Here is an 18,841-nt window from a genome sequence, read left to right as displayed (position 1 = left end):
CAAAGCCATTATGCTGCCAGATTCCGCACTCGAAAATTGCTGACATGAACGATTCGGCCGATATCCGCTTTCTGTTGACCATCCGCGAAAGTGGCAGCCTGATCGCCGCAGCACGCAAGCTGGGACTCTCGCCCTCTGCGATCACACAACGCCTGCAGCAACTCGAAAAGAAACTCGGCGCGCAACTGGTGAACCGCACCGCTCGCCGCCTGCAATTTACCGAGGAAGGCGTGCTGCTGTGCGAACGCGGCGCCGAACTCATCGAGCAGTTCGACTCGCTGTTCGACGACTTGCAGATGCGCCGCAACGGCCTGGTCGGCACGCTGAAAATCAACGCACCGCTAGGGTTCGGGCGACGCCATCTCGCGCCCGCGATCGGCGAGTTCCAGCAGCAGAACCCGGATATCGACATTTCGCTCACGCTGTCCGATCAGCCATTGACCGACACGATGGACCGCTTCGATATCGTCGTGCATATCGGCGAGTTGCCGCTGTCGAATCGTGTCGGCTACGCAATCGCACCAAATGCGCGCTTCGTCTGCGCAGCGCCCGGTCTGGTCAAACGCCTGGGCATGCCGGAATCGCCGGATGAATTGGGCAGGCTGCCGTGCATCGTGCTGCGCGAGAACAACGAAGATGTGACGCTATGGCAGTTCAGCAAGGGGCGCACCCGCCGCAGCGTACGCGTTTCCGCTCACCTGAGTTGCAACGACGGCGACGTGATCCGTCAATGGGCCTGCGAAGGGCGCGGCGTGATTCTGCGTTCCGAATGGGACGTCGCCGACGACATCGCCCGGGGTAAGCTCGTACGTTTGCTGCCTGGATGGAAAGCGCCCGACGCCAACGTGATGGCGCTTACGCACCAGAGAGCGGGCTTGCCCGCGCGGACCCGTCATTTCATGCAGTTTCTGCAGAGCCGCTTCAAGCCGGTTCCTCCGTGGAGACGATAAAGCCAGCAATACGCCAACACCGTCATTCAGTTTGACTGAATCTATGAGTTAGCCACTGTGAACTTCATTCCGCGGATCGAACTTTATAATGGGTTCACTGTTCACAGCCGGTCAAAGTGAAATAGCCGTCATGACTTCCACCTTGTACCCCAAAGCCGTTCTGTTCGACCTTCTGACCGCCCTGCTCGATTCCTGGACTTCGTGGAATCACGCAGCAGGGTCCGAAGAATCGGGCCGCGCATGGCGAGCCGCCTATTTGCGTCTGACATATGGCTGCGGTCGCTACATTCCATATGAACAACTGGTTCGCGACGCGGCCACGGAAGTAGGACTGCCCGAATCTGCGGCACTCGCGCTCGAAGCTGACTGGCGGAAACTCACGCCATGGCAAGGTGCTACCGATGCATTACAGGCGCTCGCGCCACACTGCAAACTCGCGGTCGTCACCAACTGCTCGACGCGGTTAGGTTCGCAGGCGGCGAACATTTTCCCTGTCAGTTGGGATGCGATCGTGACGGCCGAAGAAGCGGGCGTCTATAAACCGGACCCGCAACCGTACCGTCTCGCACTCGACAAACTCGGTGTAGAAGCGCACGAAGCCGCTTTCGTCGCCGGTTCCAGTTATGACATGTTCGGTACCGCTGCGGTCGGCTTGCGCACATACTGGCACAACCACGTCGGCTTGCCGCTCGTCGCGGGCGCGCAAGCCCCGGAGATCGAGGCGCCTACGCTCGACCAGCTGCTCCCGTGGCTCAGCCGCTTCGGCGGCCTGTGAGTCCAAAACCACCTTATTTCCCGGTGAAAGCATGAAACTCGAACAGATCGAAACTCCCGCCGCGTTGATCGACGTCGCGCGGATGCAGAAGAACATCGCACGAATGCAGGCGCAGATGAACACGCTGGGCGTCGCGTTTCGTCCGCATGTGAAAACCACCAAATGTATCGACGTGGTGCGCGCACAGATCGCGGCTGGCGCACGCGGCATTACGGTGTCGACGCTGAAGGAAGCGGAGGCGTTTTTCGCAGCAGGCATCCGCGACATTCTGTACGCGGTCAGCATGGTGCCCGCGAGGTTGCCGAGAGCGTTCGCGCTGCGCCGCCAGGGCTGCGACCTGAAACTGGTAGTGGACAACCCGACCGCCGCAGCGGCGATCGCGGCATTCGGCGACCAGCACGGCGAAACCTTCGAGGTATGGATCGAAGTGGACACGGACGGTCATCGCTCGGGCATCACGCCGGAACAGGACACGTTGCTCGAAGTCGGGCGGATTCTGCACGAGAACGGCGTCAAGCTGGGCGGCGTGATGACCCACGCCGGGTCGAGCTACGAATTGAACACGCCGGAGGCGCTCGCCGCGCTCGCCGAACAGGAACGCGCGGGCTGCGTACGCGCAGCGCAACGGTTGCGCGATGCGGGTATTCCGTGCCCCGTCGTCAGTGTCGGTTCGACGCCGACCGCGCTCGCCGCCGCGCAACTCGACGGCGTGACCGAAGTCCGCGCCGGCGTGTATGTGCTGTTCGATCTGGTCATGCACAACGTGGGTGTGTGTGCACTCGACGATATCGCGCTCAGCGTGCTCGCCACCGTGATCGGGCATCAGGCGGAAAAAGGCTGGGCGATTCTCGACGCGGGCTGGATGGCGATGAGCCGCGATCGCGGCACGTCGAAGCAGGCGCACGATTTCGGCTACGGGCAGCCGTGTCTGCTGAACGGCACGCTGCTTCCCGGCTACGTGGTGAGCGGCGCGAACCAGGAGCACGGCATTCTTTCGTCAACGGGGGACGGTTCGCAAGCGGACGAAACTCCCGACATTACCCAGCGCTTTCCAATCGGTATGAAGCTGCGCATTCTGCCGAATCATGCGTGCGCGACGGGCGCCCAGTTTCCCGAATATCACGCGGTTTCGCCCGATGGAAGCAGCGTCGAATGGCAACGTTTTCACGGCTGGTAAGCCGCAACGCCGCTTTAGCCTGGACTCACTCGTCCTCTTCGCCAAGACCGGCCAGCAGATCGTCCACCGCGCGATAGACGCGCTCGACGATCTCCGGTCCGACCTTGCGCTCCAACTCCCGATAGTGCGCTTCGAGGTCTTTCGAAATCACGCGCACCAGTTCCACGCTGGTGTCTGTCAGCGACACCAGCACACGGCGCTGATCTTCCGCGAAACGCTCCTTCGTCACCAGTTCCATGCTCTCCATGCGCGCGAGCACGCCGGCCATGCTTGGGCTCGAAATCGTACAGATATCGGAGATGTGACGCGGCTCCATCGGCCCATGTTCGTTGAGCGCGCGAATCACGCGCCATTGCTGTTCGGTGAGTCCATGCGCGGTAATCAGCGGACGAAACCGCTCCATCATTTTTTCTCTGGCTCGCAACAGCAGCATGGGCAGATTGCGATGCAAAACTCGTGTGGACGCAGCGGACATAGTGGCAGAAGAATAAAAACTACCGTCGAAATTTAAGGGAAAACCCGCGATCAGCCGACGGCCTATTGACCGTGAATCATATCAAGCGCAATACTACTAACATGTTAGTGTTTTCGCAGGATTTTTTCCGGCTTTTTTCGCGATCCTTTACAGAAAGGCGGCTCATCGATGTTTGCACTTGCCAATCATCTGCTGCATCCCGAAGGCGAAGCGCTGCCCCGCGACGTAGATGCCAGTACTCTCGCGGCGCTGCTGCGTAGCGGCCTCGCCTGTCGCGCGCCTGTTAGCGGCGCGGTGTACGGCACCCTGCTAAACGACCGTGCCGCGCTGCAGGCATTGGGCGACGCGATGCACGCCGCGCCGTACAAAGCACCCCCGAAAGCACCCGTTCTTTATCTGAAGCCGCGTAACACGTTTGCAGGGCATCGCGCGCGCGTCGTCGTGCCGGATAACGAATTGGGCGTGGAAGTCGGTGCTTCGCTGGGGATCGTGATTGGCCGCACGGCAACACGTATCGCCGCAAATCGCGCGGCTGAATATATCGCCGGTTATACGCTGGTCGGCGACCTCAGCGTCCCGCATGCGAGCGTCTATCGGCCCTCCGTGAGGTTTCGCGCGCGCGACGGTTTTTGTGCAATCGGGCCTGCGGTGGTGGCAGCGCGTCACGTTGCAACGCCGGATCATCTGGCGATCAAGGTCTCGCTCAACGGTGTGGAGATTTTTTCGGCGAACACAGCGTCGGCGGTACGCAACGTCGCGCAATTGCTCGCGGATGTCACCGACTTCATGACCCTCAGCGCAGGCGATGTGCTCACATTAGGCGTGCCGCACGGTTCGCCGCCCGCGCATATCGGCGACACGGCCACGTTGTCGATTGAAGGCTTGCCACCGCTCACTGTCTCGTTTGTCGCCGCACAGGAATACGCTGGAGAACTGTCATGATGCGCGGCCGCGTTGCCTATGCAGGCGCGATTCACGAAGCCCATCCGCACGCACAGGGCGTGCTCCTCGCCGATGGCCGCGTGCGTCGCGAAGATGAAGTGGTGTGGCTCGCACCCATCGAAGTCGGCACGATCTTCGCACTCGGTCTGAACTACGCCGAACATGCGAAGGAATTGCAGTTCGGCAAGCAGGAAGAACCTCTCGTTTTTCTCAAAGGGCCGGGCACAGTAATCGGTCATCGCGGTTTCACACGCCGCCCCGCAGACGTCACGTTCATGCACTACGAGTGCGAACTCGCCGTCGTGATCGGCCAGACCGCACGCAACGTAAAGCGCGAAAACGCGATGCAGCACGTGGCCGGCTACATGATCGCGAACGACTACGCGATCCGCGACTACCTGGAAAACTACTATCGCCCCAATCTTCGCGTGAAGAATCGCGACGGCGGCACAGTACTCGGCCCCTGGTTCGTCGACGCGGCCGATATCGAAGACGTCAATCAACTGGAATTGCGCACCTTTGTGAACGGCACGCAGCAACAGCACGGCAACACGCGCGACCTCGTCACGGATATCCCCTCGCTGGTCGAATATCTGAGCGGCTTCATGACACTCGCGCCCGGCGACGTGATCCTGACCGGCACGCCTGAAGGCGTCGTCAATGTGAATGCGGGCGACGAAGTGATCTGCGAAATCGACGGTCTTGGCCGTCTCGTGAACACGATTGCGTCGGACGCCGACTTTGGCCGTACGTAATCCGTCATCGATAGAGCTATAAAAGGACATCGCAATGCGAATCGAGCATCTGATCAACGGCGAGACCTGCGCCGCGAAAGACTACTTCGAGACGGTCAATCCCGCCACGCAGGAAGTGCTGGCCGAAGTTGCGCGCGGTGGTGCGCAGGAGATCGACTCAGCCGTGCGCGCGGCGAAAAACGCATTTCCCGCATGGGCCGCGAAGCCCGCTGCGGAGCGCGCGAAACTGGTGCGCAAACTCGGCGAGTTGATCGCGAAGAACGTGCCCGATATTTCGGAGACCGAGACAAAAGACACCGGCCAAACAATCTCGCAAACGCGCAAGCAACTCGTACCGCGCGCCGCCGACAACTTCAGCTATTTCGCCGAGATGTGCACGCGCGTCGACGGCCATACGTATCCGACCGATACGCATCTGAACTACACGCTGTTTCATCCGGTCGGCGTGTGCGCGCTGATTTCGCCATGGAACGTGCCGTTCATGACGGCTACGTGGAAGGTCGCGCCCTGCCTGGCATTCGGCAACACGGCCGTGCTGAAGATGAGCGAACTGTCGCCGCTCACCGCGTCGATGCTCGGGCAACTCGCGCTCGAAGCCGGCATTCCTGCGGGCGTGCTGAACGTCGTGCACGGCTTCGGCAAGGAGACCGGCGAACCGCTGGTCGCGCATCCCGATGTGCACGCGGTGTCGTTCACCGGATCGACGGCGACCGGCAACCGTATCGTGCAAACCGCGGGGCTGAAAAAGTTTTCGATGGAACTCGGCGGCAAATCGCCGTTCGTGATTTTCGACGACGCCGATTTCGAACGTGCGCTCGACGCCGCCGTATTCATGATCTTCTCGAACAACGGCGAACGCTGTACGGCAGGTTCGCGCATTCTGGTTCAACGCTCGATTTACACGCGTTTTGCCGAGCGTTTCATCGAACGTGCAAAGCGTTTGACCGTAGGCGATCCGCTCGCGGACAGCACCATCGTCGGGCCGATGATCAGTCAGGCGCATCTCGCGAAAGTCCGCAGCTATATCGAACTGGGTCCGAAAGAAGGCGCGACGCTCGCGTGCGGCGGCCTCGATACGCCCGACCTGCCCGACGCGATGCGCAAAGGCAACTTCGTGATGCCGACCGTCTTCGTCGATGTCGACAATCGCATGCGCATCGCCCAGGAAGAAATTTTTGGACCCGTCGCGTGCCTGATTCCATTCGACGACGAAGCCGAAGCGATCCGGCTTGCCAATGACATTTCGTACGGCTTGTCGAGTTATATCTGGACCGAGAACACCGGCCGCGCGCATCGTGTTGCGGCGGCCGTCGAAGCAGGCATGTGCTTCGTGAACAGCCAGAACGTGCGCGATCTGCGTCAGCCGTTTGGCGGCACGAAGGCATCCGGCGTGGGCCGCGAAGGCGGAACGTGGAGCTACGAAGTATTTCTCGAACCAAAAAACGTGTGCGTGTCGCTCGGATCGCATCAAATTCCGCGCTGGGGCGTTTAATGTAGTCAACGCGTCAAAAGCATAGCGGCGCATGAGATGCCGCGCGCAAATACGACGCGCCCGGCCAAAGCAACACCGAACTGGAGACCGCGATGGGCAAGCTCGCGCTGGCAGCAAAAGTCACTCACGTACCGTCGCTGTATCTATCGGAACTCGACGGCCCGCATAAAGGTTGCCGTCAGCCCGCCATCGACGGTCATCATGAAATCGGCCGGCGTTGCCGCGAACTGGGCGTGGATACGATCGTCGTGTTCGACGTGCACTGGCTCGTCAATAGCGAATACCACATCAATTGCGCACCGGATTTCGAAGGCGTCTACACGAGCAATGAGTTGCCGCATTTCATCAGGAACATGCCGTACTCGTACCCCGGCAACGTCGAACTCGGCAATCTGATCGCGGAAGTCGCCAACGAAATGGGCGTAAAAAGCCGCGCGCATAGCGAGACCACGCTCGGGCTCGAGTACGGCACGCTGGTGCCGATGCGTTATATGAACAGCGACCGGCGTTTTAAAGCGGTGTCGGTATCGGGCTGGTGCATGTGGCACGACCTCGCCACCAGCGCCCGCTTCGGCCTCGCGGTTCGCAAGGCGATCGAGGAACGTTACGACGGCACCGTCGCGATTCTGGCAAGCGGCTCGCTGAGCCATCATTTCGCGAACAACGGCACCGCCGAGCAATTCATGCACAAGGTATGGAATCCGTTTCTCGAACAGATGGACCGCAGCGTGGTCGAGTTATGGAAAGCCGGCGACTGGACAAGCTTCTGCGACATGCTGCCGCTTTATAACGAGAAATGTTGGGGCGAAGGCGGCATGCACGACACCGCCATGTTGCTCGGCGCGCTGGGTTGGGACCGCTACGACGGCAAGGTTGAAGTCGTCACACCGTATTTCGGCAGTTCGGGTACCGGGCAGATCAATGCGATCTTCCCGGTTACGCCGCTGCCCGTCTGATTTCGAAGGAGCTTACCGTGCCGCATCTCACGCTCGAATACAGCGCCAATCTCGCCGATGAGAAAAGCATCGGCCAGCTGTGCAACACGCTCGCGCAATGTCTGGCTGCCCAACGCGATGGCGAACAGCGCGTCTATCCGCTGGGCGGCATCCGCGTGCGCGCATTGCGTTGCGACCAGTACTACATCGCCGACGGCCGCCCCGACGCCGCGTTTCTGCACGCGAATCTGAAGATCGGCGCAGGCCGCTCCGGGGCCGTAAAAAAGGCTACCGGCGACGCGCTATTCGCGCTGATCAAACAGCACTTCGCCGCCGAATTCGAACAGCACGGGTTGGCGTTATCGCTGGAAATCGGCGAATTCAGCGAAGCCGGTTCGTGGAAGCACAACAACCTGCATGCACGTTTCAAAACCTGATCCGCCTGACGAGGCGCTACGTTAGCGCCGCGTCGCAAGGAGAAACCATCATGCTAGATGAACAGACCATCCGCGAACTCGCCGCGCAACTCGATCACGCCGAGAAAACCCGCACGCAATTGCGCCACTTCTCAGCGCAATATCCGCAGATGACCATCGAAGACGGTTACGCGATCCAGCGCGAGTGGGTCAGGCTGAAGCTGGCCGAAGGCCACGTAATCAAAGGCCGCAAGATCGGCCTCACGTCGCGCGCGATGCAGCGCTCGTCGCAGATCGACGAACCCGACTACGCGCCGCTGCTCGACAGCATGTTTATCGAAAACGGCCAGGATATTCGCGCGGACCGCTTCATTGCGCCGCGCGTGGAAGTCGAACTCGCGTTCGTGCTGAACAAGCCGCTGAAAGGCCCAGGCGTCACGTTGTTCGACGTGCTCGATGCAACCGCTTACGTCACGCCCGCCGTGGAGATCATCGACGCGCGCATCGAGCAGTTCGACCGCGAAACCCGTGCGCCGCGCAAGGTCTACGACACGATCTCGGACTTCGCCGCGAATGCGGGCATCGTGCTCGGCGGGCGTCCGGTGCGTCCGCTCGATGTCGATCTGCGCTGGGTCGGCGCGCTGCTCTATAAAAACGGCGCGGTCGAGGAAAGCGGTCTCGCAGCGGCAGTATTGAATCACCCGGCAACCGGCGTGGCGTGGCTCGCCAACAAGATCGCGCCCTACGATGAGATGCTGAACGCGAACGACGTGATCCTGAGCGGATCCTTCACGAGTCCGATCCCCGCACGTGCAGGCGACACATTCCATGTCGACTATGGCCCGCTCGGCGGCATCGGCCTGAATTTCATCTGAATTCGTAACCGCATACAACCCGACTGGATCGACATGTCCCTTCCGCAAAACCCATTCAAGCGCGCGCTGGCCTCGGGCCAACCGCAATTCGGCCTATGGGCCGCGCTCGCCGACGCGTACGTGACCGAGTTGCTCGCCACCGCCGGTTTCGACTGGCTGCTGATCGACAACGAGCACGCGCCGAACGACGTCCGCAGCACGCTCGCGCAGTTGCAGGCGGTCGCCGCCTATGCGTCACATCCGGTGGTGCGTCCGGTGCGCAGCGACGCGGCGCTGATCAAGCAGCTGCTCGATATCGGCGCGCAAACGCTGCTCCTGCCAATGATCGATACCGCCGACCAGGCCGCCGACGCAGTCGCCGCCACACGTTATCCGCCGCAAGGCATTCGAGGTGTGGGCAGCGGCCTGGCGCGCGCATCGCGCTGGAATCGCGTACCCGATTATCTGACCACCGCCGCCGAAGAGTTGTGCGTGCTGGTGCAGGTGGAATCGGTACAAGGCATGGAGAATCTGCGGGCCATCGCCGCAGTGGACGGCGTAGACGGCGTGTTCTTCGGCCCATCGGACCTGAGTGCGTCGATGGGCCTGCTAGGCAAGCCGGGCGACGCGAGCGTGCGCGAAGCAATCCGCAACGGCATCGCGATAACGCGCGACGCAGGCAAAGCGGCTGGCGTGCTCGCCGCCGACCCCGCGATTGCCGCCGAGTATCTTGCGGCCGGCGCGACCTTTGTCGCGGTCGGCTCGGACACGGGTCTGCTGAGCCGTGCGGCCGCGGACCTCGCGTCGTCGTACAAGAAAACCGCGGCGAGCGCGGCGCCGGTTAAAGGTGGCTACTGATAGGCGTTAGCTTGTTCATCGACAGACGAAAGCCTGCGGCAACCCCCCCTACTCGCCCGCAGGCCAAGGCAAGCCCCTCGCCGACCAGTCCAGCTCCACGCCGATCACCGAGCGCTCGTTGGCGAACGGCACCGCCAGCGTCACCGCGATACACGGCCTGCCGCTTGCCAGCGACAGATACGGATTGCTGGTCACCGCCACGCCCGGCAGCAAAACCGCATTCCTGAAATACGGCCGATGATCCCAACGCGCATCGCGCGGATTTGCAACCGGTTGCAGCGACGCCCCGTCCCGGCTCCACGCCGGACCCGGCACTTCGTGACCGACCTGTCTGCCCGTATCGTCGAGAATGAAACAGCTGATGCAGCGATCGAACCTCGCCAGCGGTGCAAACGCCTCGTCCATCGCGACGCCCGCGAGCAACGCATCGGCGGCATCGCGCAACGCGACCCGGTACGGCTCCACTTCCGATTCGAACAACGCATACTGATGCGCGCGCCCCTGCGCGATCACGTCGAATGCATCGTCGATCTGCCGGTGCACCGACTCCGGCGGCGCAATCTGCGCAGCCGGCCGCCCGAGCAAATAGCCTTGCGCGAAATCCACATTCGATTCCACCGCGAGAATCAGCTCGTCGGTCGTCTCCACACCTTCGACCACCACCAGCATGCCCGCCTGATGCAGCAGCGACACGAGCTTCGGCAGGATCGGATGGCCGGTGCCGTGACTCGTCGCGCGGATCAGTTCGCCGTCGAGCTTCACAAGATCGGGGCGAATCCGCAGCAGCCGGTCGAGGTTCGACTGACCGGCGCCAAAGTCGTCGACGGCGATCAGGAAGCCATGCTCGCGATAAAGCGCCGCTGCCCGCGACATATCGTCGACACTGCCGCCGTGCGATTCGAGAATCTCCAGAATCACCCGCTCGGGTTCGAGCCCGGCTGCGCGCACGAGCTCGCTCAACTGATCGGCATAACCGGTTGCAATGAAAGTGGCCGGCAGAATATTCAGGAACAGCCACGCGTCGTTCGGCAGCGACTGGCTCGCGTTGCCCAGGTGCACGGTATGACTCGCGCGGTCGAGCGCACCCTCATCGCTGGACGGCTTCGGCGCGAACATCACCACGGGCGGCACCAGCGTGCCGTCGTCCTGCTCGCCGCGCAGCAGCGCCTCGAAACCCACCTGCTTCTGATGCGACAAACTGTAGAGCGGCTGGAAATGCGAAGTCAGGTAATAGTCTTCCCATTGATGCCGATGCCCTTCGCCGCGCCGCTCGTCGGCAAACAGGCGCTGCACGTCCGGCAGCATGCGGCGCTCGGCGCAGACACGGTTTCGTCCCGAATACTTGGCGCGCAGCAGCGCTTCGTCGGCACGGTCGAGCAGCACCATGATGCTTTCGCCACGCCGGTGCTGGGCCACGCCGAAGCTCGCGGTCAGATTGCCGTCGGGCCGTTCGATCGCGGCAATCGCGCCGCGCAGCCGCTCGGCCAGATCGAGCGCGCCGCTCAGGCCGTTGCGCAGCAGCACCGCGAATTCTTCTCCGCCGATCCGGCTCACGCTGTCGTCGGCGGAGGTCTGCTCCATCAGGACCTGGGCGACCTGGTACAGCGCGTGATCGCCGACCGCATGGCCGAAGCGGTCGTTCAGCGACTTGAAGTTGTCGATGTCGAGAAAGATCGCGCTGACCTGCGCGTCGCCGATGATCGTGTCGAGATGATGCTCGGCCTGTTTGACGAACGCGCGGCGGTTTTGCAGGCCGGTCAGCGGATCGGTCGCGGCGAGTTGCGCGAGCTGGCTTTCGAGCAGGAAGTGATTGCGCCGGAAGCGATAGAAGCCGAAGTGAAACACCGCCGAAGTCGGCACGCCGATCGCGATGATCCAGGTCCAGACGACCGTGTCGATGTCATGGGTCAGCGGCTCGTCGAACAGCAGCGCGAACGCCGACGCATAGAACAACGCGGTGCCGGTGAAAAAGTGCGCGGGCGTGAGCCACAGCGGCGCGGCGCAGACGGGGACCACCACCATCGCGGGCAGGAGCCACAGCAACGGCTGCTCGACGCCGCCGATGTTCAGCGCCATGCCGGCGACCAGCACCTGCATGTACGCGACGCCGATTGCGCCGAACAGCCATGTCGAGCGGGTGCTGGGAATCGCCAGCACGAGCAGCGCGAGGATCAGCGCGCAGGCCAGCCGGTAAGCCAGCGGTGTGGCTGGGCCGCTGACCAGGTTGCGCGCCCCGACCAGACAGAGGAACGCCACCACGGTAAATGCCATCGTCACCGTGGAAAGCGGCCGTTGATGTTCTAGCGAACGTCGATGAAAACGTTCCCGCAAACCTGGTTCGGGTAGGTGAGGCGTTGAGGTGGCAGGCATATTGATCGTTATCAGGCTGTCTCAGGCTGGTTCCAGTCACTCCGCCATTGGATAACGGCAAATGTCTGACGAATATTTATGCCTGTCGTGCAAAAAAGCGTAAGAAATTGCTCGTTAAGGCCGGTTACGCATTGCAGATTGCGCTGCGAGGCCGGAGTCGGCGCCCGTTCTGTCAGGCTGCCGCCATCACGCGATTGCGGCCCGACGCCTTGGCCGCGTAGAGCGCACCGTCGGCGCGGGCGCTGAGCTGGTCGAGCGATTCGTCGGGCCGGTACTGGTCGACGCCGACACTGAACGTGTATGCCAGTCCCAACGGCCGCGCGGACTGCGGAATCGCGGCGAGCCGCACGCGCAGACGGTCCATGACTGCGACCGCCTCGGCGGCGGTGGTCGCCGGGCACAGCACGCCGAACTCCTCGCCGCCGAGCCGGCCGAACACATCGCCGGCTCGCAGGTTGCGCGACACGAACGCCGCGAAATGCCTCAGCACCTGATCGCCCGCGGCATGTCCATGGGTATCGTTGACGGCCTTGAACGAATCGATGTCGATGATCGCCATCGTCACCGGCGAACGGGTTCTCAGCGACTCCTTCAGCAGGACGCCGCTTGCCGCCAGGAACGCGCGGCGTGACAGCACGCCGGTCAGGTCGTCGACATTCGCGAGCCGCTCCAGCCGCTCGGCCAGCCGGTCGTGCGCGAGCATCACCACGCCGATCGACAGACACGGCGGCGCCAGGATGCCAAGCGCGAGAAAAATGATGTTGGACGGCGAGACCTGCATCAGTCCGGTTTGCTCGATGATGCCGAAGCCGTACATCACGCCGCGCGACGCATGCCCCACGCATAGCAGCGCAGCCGCGATAGCGAGAAAATAGTAGCTGTAGCGCGGCCGGTTTGCGGGACGTCCGCGCCACATCAGCACGGCGAGCACCGCGTAAAGCGACGCGTGGAACGCCGACACCAGCGCGACGCGCGCGTTGAAATCCGGCGTGACGAAGGTCCACCACGCGATCCCCGCGAAGACGGCCACCAGCCCGGCATAGGCGGGCCAGAGCCGGAGGCGGCTCGCCTGAAAGCGCAGGCTGCCTTCGACCACCAGCAGCAACGAGACGGCCAGCAATTCGTTGGCGCCGACGAAGCTCAGCCACGGCGACGCACGGCCCTGCATCGCGAACGCGAGCAGTGCGACGATCGCCGCCGCGTTGGCCGAAATCCAGTAGCCGACGCCCGGAATCGCCGCCCGCCATAGCGAACCGAGCACCGCCATTGCCATGGCGCTCGACAAAACCGTGATCAGCAGAATACTGAGTGGATTGAGCATTACAGTTCAGTGAATCAAACGGCAAACGATTAGCGTGGCGTTTTTTGCATCACCCCGTCGCACGCTTAATGCATTGGTTTTAACCGTGATCGTGTCGTCATTGATTCACGACAACCCGTCACACTCCGTGGCGAACGTAAGCTTAACCGGCAAATCTGACTGCCCGCGCAAAAACAGCGACCGCCGCGAAAGCGGAAGATTATGAAAGAAAGTGGCCTCAGCCAATGCGCGCGGGTCTTGCCCAGTCACCGAAGCGTTGCATTTGCGACAAAACGGTTAAGCCGGATTCACAGTCCGGCTCACGTGTTAATCCCTATATTGCCGACGCTTATGCATGCCGTAAGTACAGCAGCAAGGGACGCGCGCGATTTGATCCGCAAAAATTACGTAATTACCCTGCATCCATTCCAATCCATTCTGCGTATCAACATACCAATGGGAAGTGGCAAAACGTTAATGTCTTAAGTAGACTTCTTCCGAAGTGTGCCGGACAGACTGGACATCCCGGTAAAAGTAACCTAGACGCGTGCAACGCGCGATTTCCCGACGCATTTATCTTCACCTGGCCGCAAGCGGTTTGGATGCAAACCGAAACGACGGCCGTCCCCTGGAAAATATGGTCCCAATTCTCGATTACCTGCTGGATCGTCAAGTCTCGCCTCAGTGGCGCGGAATGCTGACCGCATTGGCCACCGAGTTCGAAGCGCAGATCGGCCGCGACGAGTTGCGTCTGCTGATGCATCGGGTCGGCAGCCGTTTCGCGGCCGCGCATCCGCTGCCGGCCTGCGGGTCAACAGCCGAGCTTGCCAATGCGTTGAACCTGTACTGGCATGAGATGGATTGGGGCTACGTCAAACTCGTCGACGAAGCCGAATCGCTGCGCATCGTTCATTACTGCGCGCCGCTGCCGGCCTTCGGCGGTGCGGCGCTGGCCTGGACTCCGGCGTTTCTCGAGGGTGTGTATCAGACGTGGTTGAGTTCCTTGGGCGCGCAAGGGTTGTCGGTCGCGCAGACCAGCGCCTATGGCGAGGACACCGCGATCGAATTCCGTCTGGGCCGCCATCCGGCCTGAACGGTTGCGCGGAGTGCACGGGTTGCGCTGGCCGTCCAACCGGCAGCGCAGCGCATTCGTCAGGCATGACTCGTGCATTGGCGCTTGCGGTCCGGCGCCATTTGAACGTGGATGTCAGCGCGGACCGGTACGGTAGCTAAAGGCAGTGGCAGCAGCAGTCGATAAAGCAGGAGAGAACGCGCCGGACCGGACGCGTGACATACGCAAGGTGATACGTAGCACGTGGCACGCAGGACGTAACACACGGCACGTAACACAGCATCGAGTGCAGGGTGAGGTTGCAGTACGGGGTTGAGCGCCGCGAGAAAATTTAAGGATCGGGGCAAGGCAAGTCATGAACAAGACGGCGGCATTATGAGTTCATCGAGCGACATCGAAAAATTATTCGATCATTTTGGCGGCGACGCCAACGCGTATCAGGAGATCGGCCGCGAGAACGATGCGCGCACCGCGCGCACGCGTTGGCCGTTGCTGGTCACGCTGGATCTCACGCAGCCGACGATTCCCGAAATCGGCCAACGTCGCGAGGCGAGACCGCAGCAGCCGGTCGCCCCGGCGCCGGCTATCGATCGCGAGGACACGACGCCGAAAGACGTCGCGTCGGTCACGCGCGCCAAAGCGCCGCTGTTCACGCGATCGCATCGGCGGGACATTCCGCCGGTCGCCATTACCGCACCCCAGCCTGCCGCGCCGAGCGGCGCGTCGCGCTTCGGCGCGCTGGGCAGTCACGAGGAAAGCGCACCCGCTGTGGCAATGAACGATCCGGTGGTCGCACGGCCTGCTGTCGCGGCGCAGGTGCCGCCTGTTGTGCCTGTTGTGCCTGCTCCGTTCGTTGCGCCTTTTGCACCGATCGCTGCGGCTGCACCGGCTGCACCCGTGGCGGCTCCAGCGCACGCTGCGCCGAATCCCTTCGCGGTGCCAGTGGCTCCGGGCGTGTCGACGGGTCTGTTTGCATCGATTGCAGCCGTGCCACCTGCGGCATCGATTTCACCTGTGGCCCCGCTAGCCGCCGCTCCGTTCGGCAGTCCATTCCGCACGCCGGCCGCTCTTGCTGCGCAACCCGCGTACGCGGCACCGGTTACACCGGCTGCATCCCCGGTACCGAATTGGGCGCAAGCACCGGCGCCCACGCAAGCTTACGCCGCGACGCCGGTCACACCTGCCATAGCGCCTGCTGCAGCTCCGCCGCACGCCGCATTCATGCACGCGGCACACGCAACCCCGCAACCCGCGCCGTCCTCGTCGATTCTCGGCAAGCTGTTCGCCGCGCAGCCCACGGCCGCGCCGCAACAGCCGCCCGCAGCCGACGCCTCCGCCGCTCAACCCGCACCGTTGCAATCGGTCTTCGACCGCCTGCGCGGCCAGTCCGGTCAGGCACAGCCGCAACCGCAGGCCGCCGCGCCCGGCGTCCCCCCTTCGTGGCTGGTCAACGGCCCCCGTCGCTCATGAAAGTCATCGCGGTAGTGTCCGCCAAAGGTGGGGTCGGCAAGACCACCCTCGCCGCCAATCTCGCTTCCGTACTGGCCGCCAGCGGCCGTCGCGTGATCGCCCTCGACCTCGACCCGCAGAACGCGCTGCGCCTGCACTTCGGCGTGCCGCTCGACAGCATCGACGGTTTGTCGCGCGCCACGCTGACCGGTGATCCGTGGCAAACGGTGATGTTCGACGGCATCGACGGCGTGACCGTGCTGCCGTACGGCGCGGTGCTCGAAGACGACCGCCGCCGCTTCGAAGCGTATATCGACCACGATCCGCGCTGGCTCGCGCAGTCGCTGCAGAACCTGCGGCTCGATCCGTCCGACATCGTCATCATCGACACGCCGCCGGGGTCGTCCACGTATGTCCGCACCGCCCTGTGCGCGGCCACCTTCGCGCTGAACGTGGTGCTCGCCGACGCTGCGTCGTACGCGGCGATCCCGCAAATGGAACGGCTGATCGCGACCTACGCCGCACCGCGCCCCGAGTTCGGCGGCGAAGGCTATGTGGTCAACCAGATCGACCAGTCTCGCCAGCTGACCAAGGACGTGCTCAAGGTGCTGCGCCAGATGCTCGGCAACCGGGTATTTCCGGGCGTGATCCATCAGGATGAAGGGGTGAGCGAAGCGCTCGCCTGCGACACCACGCTGATTCACTACGATCCACTCAGCCAGGCCGCTGCCGACCTCCGTTCGTGCGGCGACTGGCTGATGGCGGCGGTCGACGCGATCGCCGTCTCGCCGAGGAACGTCGCATGAGTACGCCGGATTCGCAGAGCCTGGAGGGTGGTCCGCCATCGCGGCTGGAACGTTTCGTCGATGCGCGCTTCTGGAATAGCCGCATCGTCACGGTCGTCGTCACGCTGCTCGCGCTGTGCATGCTGTACTTCGTGTTCACCGTGCCGCTCGCGTTCTACGAACAGTTGACGTTCGCCACCTGCTGCTTCGTGGTCGCGCTGCTGTTCCGCCGTCTGCAAGGGCGATACGCGACGATGGTGATGATCATGCTGTCGGTAGTCACGTCGGGCCGCTATATGTACTGGCGGCTGACCTCGACCACGTACTGGGAACATCCGCTCGACGCCGCGTGGGGTCTGCTGCTGGTGTCGGCGGAAGTCTATTCGACCGTCGTGCTGATGCTCGGCTACTTCCAGACCGCATGGCCGCTCAAGCGCACGCCGATGCCGCTGCCTGCGTCGCGCGACCAATGGCCGACCGTCGACGTGTTCATTCCGACCTACAACGAGCCGTTGTCGGTCGTGAAGCCGACCATTTACGCCGCGCTCGCGCTCGACTATCCGGCCGAAAAAATCTCGATTCATGTGCTCGACGACGGCCGCCGTCCCGAGTTCAAGGCGTTCTGCGAGGAAGTCGGCGTCAACTGGACGATCCGCACGCACAACCGCCACGCGAAGGCCGGCAACATCAACGAGGCGCTGAAGATCACCACCGGCGAATACCTCGCGATCTTCGACTGCGATCACATTCCGACCCGCTCGTTCCTGCAGATCGGCCTCGGCTGGTTCCTGTGCGACAAGCTGCTGTCGATGCTGCAAACGCCCCACCACTTCTTCAACGCCGACCCGTTCGAACGCAATCTCGGCACCTTTCGCAAGGTGCCGAACGAAGGCGAACTGTTCTACGGGCTGGTGCAGGACGGCAACGACCTGTGGAACGCGACCTTCTTCTGCGGTTCGTGCGCGCTGCTGCGCCGGACCATGGTCGAGGAGATCGGCGGCATCGCGGTCGAAACCGTGACCGAAGACGCGCACACCGCATTGAAGCTGCACCGCCTCGGCTACACCACCGCTTATCTGGCGATTCCGCAGGCGGCCGGTCTCGCGACGGAAAGTCTTTCAGGCCACATCGGCCAGCGGATTCGCTGGGCGCGCGGCATGACGCAGATTTTCCGGATCGACAATCCGCTGACCGGCAAGGGGCTGAAGATCGGCCAGCGGCTGTGCTATCTGAACGCGATGATGCACTTCTTCTACGGCATTCCGCGTCTGGTGTTCCTGACTGCGCCGCTGTCGTATCTGTTCTTCGGCGCGCACGTGATCGAAGCCGCCGCCAGCACGATCGCGATCTACGCGCTGCCGCACATGATGCACGCGAGCATCACCAATTCGCGGATGCAGCGCTCGTTCCGCCACTCGTTCTGGGCCGAGGTGTATGAGTCGGTGCTGGCGTCGTACATCACCGCGCCTACCCTGCTCGCGCTGATCAACCCGAAGCTCGGCAAGTTCAACGTGACGGCCAAGGGCGGCCAGATCGAGAAGAGCTACTTCGACTGGTCGATCTCGCGGCCGTACCTGTTCCTGTTGCTGCTGAACCTGATCGGCTTCGTGGTCGGGCTGGTGCACATCTATCTGAACTGGCATACGCGCAGCGTCGTCGAAACCACGATCCTGAACCTCGCGTGGACCGGCTACAACATGCTGATTCTCGGCGCCAGCGTGGCCGCCGCGAGCGAGCGCCGCCAGGTGCGCGCGGTTCACCGCGTCGCGATGAAGATGCCTGTGATGCTCAAGTTCTCGACCGGCCGCACGTTGGCTTGCGAAACGATCGACTACTCCGAAGGCGGGGTCGGCGTCGCGTTGCCCGCGCAGATCGAAGTGCCGATGCACGAACGCGTGAGCGTGTCGCTGTTTCGCGGCGACGAGGAATACGCCTTCCCCGCGACCGTCGGCTTCACCGCGCCGGGGCGTGTGGGGCTGCGCTTCTCCGCGATGACGCGTGAGCAGGAGTACGAGTTCGTCAAGACAACTTTCGCTCGAGCGGACGCCTGGACCGGGTGGGCCGAAGGGCGGCAGCAGGACACGCCGTTGCGTGGTCTGTCGCATGTGCTGAGGGTGGGAGCGCTCGGCATCGCAGGGCTGTTCGAACATCTTTACGCCGACATTCGTAGTTCGATGAAAAGCCGTCCGGTGGACGTCAAGAAGCTAAAAACCAAAGACTGATCTAAGGCAAGAGG

17 protein-coding genes are annotated in these 18,841 nt (G+C 62.7%); 14 read left to right on the top strand and 3 right to left on the bottom strand.

Annotated features, from left to right (window positions below):
- The first annotated feature begins 44 nt into the window (after positions 1-44).
- The 3 genes from BLS41_RS19720 to BLS41_RS19710 all read left to right on the top strand — a co-directional run bounded on the left by BLS41_RS19720 (position 45) and on the right by BLS41_RS19710 (position 2,902).
- A complete protein-coding gene (locus tag BLS41_RS19720) occupies positions 45-950 on the top strand; it encodes a LysR family transcriptional regulator (protein ID WP_074767868.1) in 906 nt (301 codons plus the stop codon).
- A gap of 130 nt (positions 951-1,080) precedes the next feature.
- Entirely contained in the window at positions 1,081-1,725 is a 645-nt protein-coding gene (locus tag BLS41_RS19715) for an HAD family hydrolase (RefSeq protein WP_074767866.1), read from the top strand.
- A gap of 31 nt (positions 1,726-1,756) precedes the next feature.
- Positions 1,757-2,902, top strand: coding sequence for a DSD1 family PLP-dependent enzyme (locus tag BLS41_RS19710; RefSeq protein ID WP_074767864.1), 1,146 nt, complete (start codon positions 1,757-1,759; stop codon positions 2,900-2,902).
- A gap of 25 nt (positions 2,903-2,927) precedes the next feature.
- On the opposite strand, the gene hpaR is transcribed toward BLS41_RS19710, so the two are convergent.
- Positions 2,928-3,335, bottom strand: a complete 408-nt coding sequence (gene hpaR / locus BLS41_RS19705) for a homoprotocatechuate degradation operon regulator HpaR (protein WP_074767862.1) — start codon at positions 3,333-3,335, stop codon at positions 2,928-2,930.
- A gap of 210 nt (positions 3,336-3,545) precedes the next feature.
- Between hpaR and BLS41_RS19700 the strand changes: the two genes are divergently transcribed.
- The 7 genes from BLS41_RS19700 to hpaI all read left to right on the top strand — a co-directional run bounded on the left by BLS41_RS19700 (position 3,546) and on the right by hpaI (position 9,629).
- A complete protein-coding gene (locus BLS41_RS19700) occupies positions 3,546-4,319 on the top strand; it encodes a fumarylacetoacetate hydrolase family protein (protein WP_074767860.1) in 774 nt (257 codons plus the stop codon).
- Positions 4,316-5,074: a fumarylacetoacetate hydrolase family protein gene (locus tag BLS41_RS19695; RefSeq protein ID WP_074767858.1), complete on the top strand. Its 759-nt coding sequence runs from the start codon at positions 4,316-4,318 to the stop codon at positions 5,072-5,074. Before BLS41_RS19700 ends, BLS41_RS19695 begins: the two co-directional genes overlap by 4 nt.
- Positions 5,075-5,108: 34 nt before the next feature.
- Entirely contained in the window at positions 5,109-6,566 is a 1,458-nt protein-coding gene (gene hpaE / locus BLS41_RS19690; RefSeq protein ID WP_074767856.1) for a 5-carboxymethyl-2-hydroxymuconate semialdehyde dehydrogenase, read from the top strand.
- A 92-nt stretch (positions 6,567-6,658) separates the two neighbouring features.
- Positions 6,659-7,522: a 3,4-dihydroxyphenylacetate 2,3-dioxygenase gene (gene hpaD / locus BLS41_RS19685; protein WP_074767854.1), complete on the top strand. Its 864-nt coding sequence runs from the start codon at positions 6,659-6,661 to the stop codon at positions 7,520-7,522.
- Between the two features lie 17 nt (positions 7,523-7,539).
- On the top strand, positions 7,540-7,938 hold the full coding sequence (locus BLS41_RS19680) for a 5-carboxymethyl-2-hydroxymuconate Delta-isomerase (RefSeq protein ID WP_074767852.1): 399 nt from the start codon (positions 7,540-7,542) through the stop codon (positions 7,936-7,938).
- Positions 7,939-7,988: 50 nt separating this feature from the next.
- Positions 7,989-8,792, top strand: coding sequence for a 2-oxo-hept-4-ene-1,7-dioate hydratase (gene hpaH, locus BLS41_RS19675; RefSeq protein ID WP_074767850.1), 804 nt, complete (start codon positions 7,989-7,991; stop codon positions 8,790-8,792).
- Positions 8,793-8,825: 33 nt separating this feature from the next.
- Positions 8,826-9,629 (top strand): 4-hydroxy-2-oxoheptanedioate aldolase, encoded by an 804-nt coding sequence (gene hpaI, locus BLS41_RS19670; RefSeq protein ID WP_074767848.1) that lies wholly within the window; start codon positions 8,826-8,828, stop codon positions 9,627-9,629.
- A gap of 48 nt (positions 9,630-9,677) precedes the next feature.
- Here the strand turns inward: hpaI and BLS41_RS19665 are convergent, their stop codons facing one another.
- Together BLS41_RS19665 and BLS41_RS19660 are read right to left on the bottom strand one after the other, a co-directional pair.
- Complete coding sequence (locus BLS41_RS19665) at positions 9,678-11,999, bottom strand: bifunctional diguanylate cyclase/phosphodiesterase (protein ID WP_074767846.1); 2,322 nt, start codon at positions 11,997-11,999, stop codon at positions 9,678-9,680.
- A 172-nt stretch (positions 12,000-12,171) separates the two neighbouring features.
- Positions 12,172-13,320, bottom strand: coding sequence for a GGDEF domain-containing protein (locus tag BLS41_RS19660; protein WP_074767844.1), 1,149 nt, complete (start codon positions 13,318-13,320; stop codon positions 12,172-12,174).
- A 616-nt stretch (positions 13,321-13,936) separates the two neighbouring features.
- On the opposite strand from BLS41_RS19660, the gene bcsD reads away from it, so the two are divergent.
- The 4 genes from bcsD (at position 13,937) to bcsA (ending at position 18,827) form a co-directional block, all read left to right on the top strand.
- Positions 13,937-14,392: a cellulose biosynthesis protein BcsD gene (bcsD, locus tag BLS41_RS19655; protein ID WP_074767842.1), complete on the top strand. Its 456-nt coding sequence runs from the start codon at positions 13,937-13,939 to the stop codon at positions 14,390-14,392.
- Positions 14,393-14,746: 354 nt separating this feature from the next.
- Positions 14,747-15,841 (top strand): cellulose biosynthesis protein BcsP, encoded by a 1,095-nt coding sequence (gene bcsP / locus BLS41_RS19650; protein WP_074767840.1) that lies wholly within the window; start codon positions 14,747-14,749, stop codon positions 15,839-15,841.
- Entirely contained in the window at positions 15,838-16,626 is a 789-nt protein-coding gene (bcsQ, locus tag BLS41_RS19645) for a cellulose biosynthesis protein BcsQ (RefSeq protein WP_074767838.1), read from the top strand. Before bcsP ends, bcsQ begins: the two co-directional genes overlap by 4 nt.
- A complete protein-coding gene (gene bcsA, locus BLS41_RS19640) occupies positions 16,623-18,827 on the top strand; it encodes a UDP-forming cellulose synthase catalytic subunit (RefSeq protein ID WP_074767836.1) in 2,205 nt (734 codons plus the stop codon). Before bcsQ ends, bcsA begins: the two co-directional genes overlap by 4 nt.
- Positions 18,828-18,841: the final 14 nt, after the last annotated feature.

Source organism: Paraburkholderia fungorum (genome assembly GCF_900099835.1).
Taxonomy (GTDB): Bacteria; Pseudomonadota; Gammaproteobacteria; order Burkholderiales; family Burkholderiaceae; genus Paraburkholderia; species Paraburkholderia fungorum_A.
Note: the sequence above shows the minus strand (reverse complement) of the source record. Positions and strands in the feature narration are given on the sequence as shown.

What these genes read in the sequence shown, in the direction of transcription:
- hpaD (WP_074767854.1), top strand. Translation starts at nt 6,659, where the DNA reads ATGGGCAAGCTCGCGCTGGCAGCAAAAGTCACTCACGTACCGTCGCTG.
- BLS41_RS19660 (WP_074767844.1), bottom strand. Translation starts at nt 13,320, where the DNA reads ATGCTCAATCCACTCAGTATTCTGCTGATCACGGTTTTGTCGAGCGCC.
- BLS41_RS19665 (WP_074767846.1), bottom strand. Translation starts at nt 11,999, where the DNA reads ATGCCTGCCACCTCAACGCCTCACCTACCCGAACCAGGTTTGCGGGAA.
- bcsP (WP_074767840.1), top strand. Translation starts at nt 14,747, where the DNA reads ATGAGTTCATCGAGCGACATCGAAAAATTATTCGATCATTTTGGCGGC.
- BLS41_RS19720 (WP_074767868.1), top strand. Translation starts at nt 45, where the DNA reads ATGAACGATTCGGCCGATATCCGCTTTCTGTTGACCATCCGCGAAAGT.
- BLS41_RS19710 (WP_074767864.1), top strand. Translation starts at nt 1,757, where the DNA reads ATGAAACTCGAACAGATCGAAACTCCCGCCGCGTTGATCGACGTCGCG.
- hpaR (WP_074767862.1), bottom strand. Translation starts at nt 3,335, where the DNA reads ATGCTGCTGTTGCGAGCCAGAGAAAAAATGATGGAGCGGTTTCGTCCG.
- BLS41_RS19700 (WP_074767860.1), top strand. Translation starts at nt 3,546, where the DNA reads ATGTTTGCACTTGCCAATCATCTGCTGCATCCCGAAGGCGAAGCGCTG.
- bcsD (WP_074767842.1), top strand. Translation starts at nt 13,937, where the DNA reads ATGGTCCCAATTCTCGATTACCTGCTGGATCGTCAAGTCTCGCCTCAG.
- bcsQ (WP_074767838.1), top strand. Translation starts at nt 15,838, where the DNA reads ATGAAAGTCATCGCGGTAGTGTCCGCCAAAGGTGGGGTCGGCAAGACC.
- BLS41_RS19715 (WP_074767866.1), top strand. Translation starts at nt 1,081, where the DNA reads ATGACTTCCACCTTGTACCCCAAAGCCGTTCTGTTCGACCTTCTGACC.
- bcsA (WP_074767836.1), top strand. Translation starts at nt 16,623, where the DNA reads ATGAGTACGCCGGATTCGCAGAGCCTGGAGGGTGGTCCGCCATCGCGG.
- hpaI (WP_074767848.1), top strand. Translation starts at nt 8,826, where the DNA reads ATGTCCCTTCCGCAAAACCCATTCAAGCGCGCGCTGGCCTCGGGCCAA.
- hpaE (WP_074767856.1), top strand. Translation starts at nt 5,109, where the DNA reads ATGCGAATCGAGCATCTGATCAACGGCGAGACCTGCGCCGCGAAAGAC.
- BLS41_RS19695 (WP_074767858.1), top strand. Translation starts at nt 4,316, where the DNA reads ATGATGCGCGGCCGCGTTGCCTATGCAGGCGCGATTCACGAAGCCCAT.
- hpaH (WP_074767850.1), top strand. Translation starts at nt 7,989, where the DNA reads ATGCTAGATGAACAGACCATCCGCGAACTCGCCGCGCAACTCGATCAC.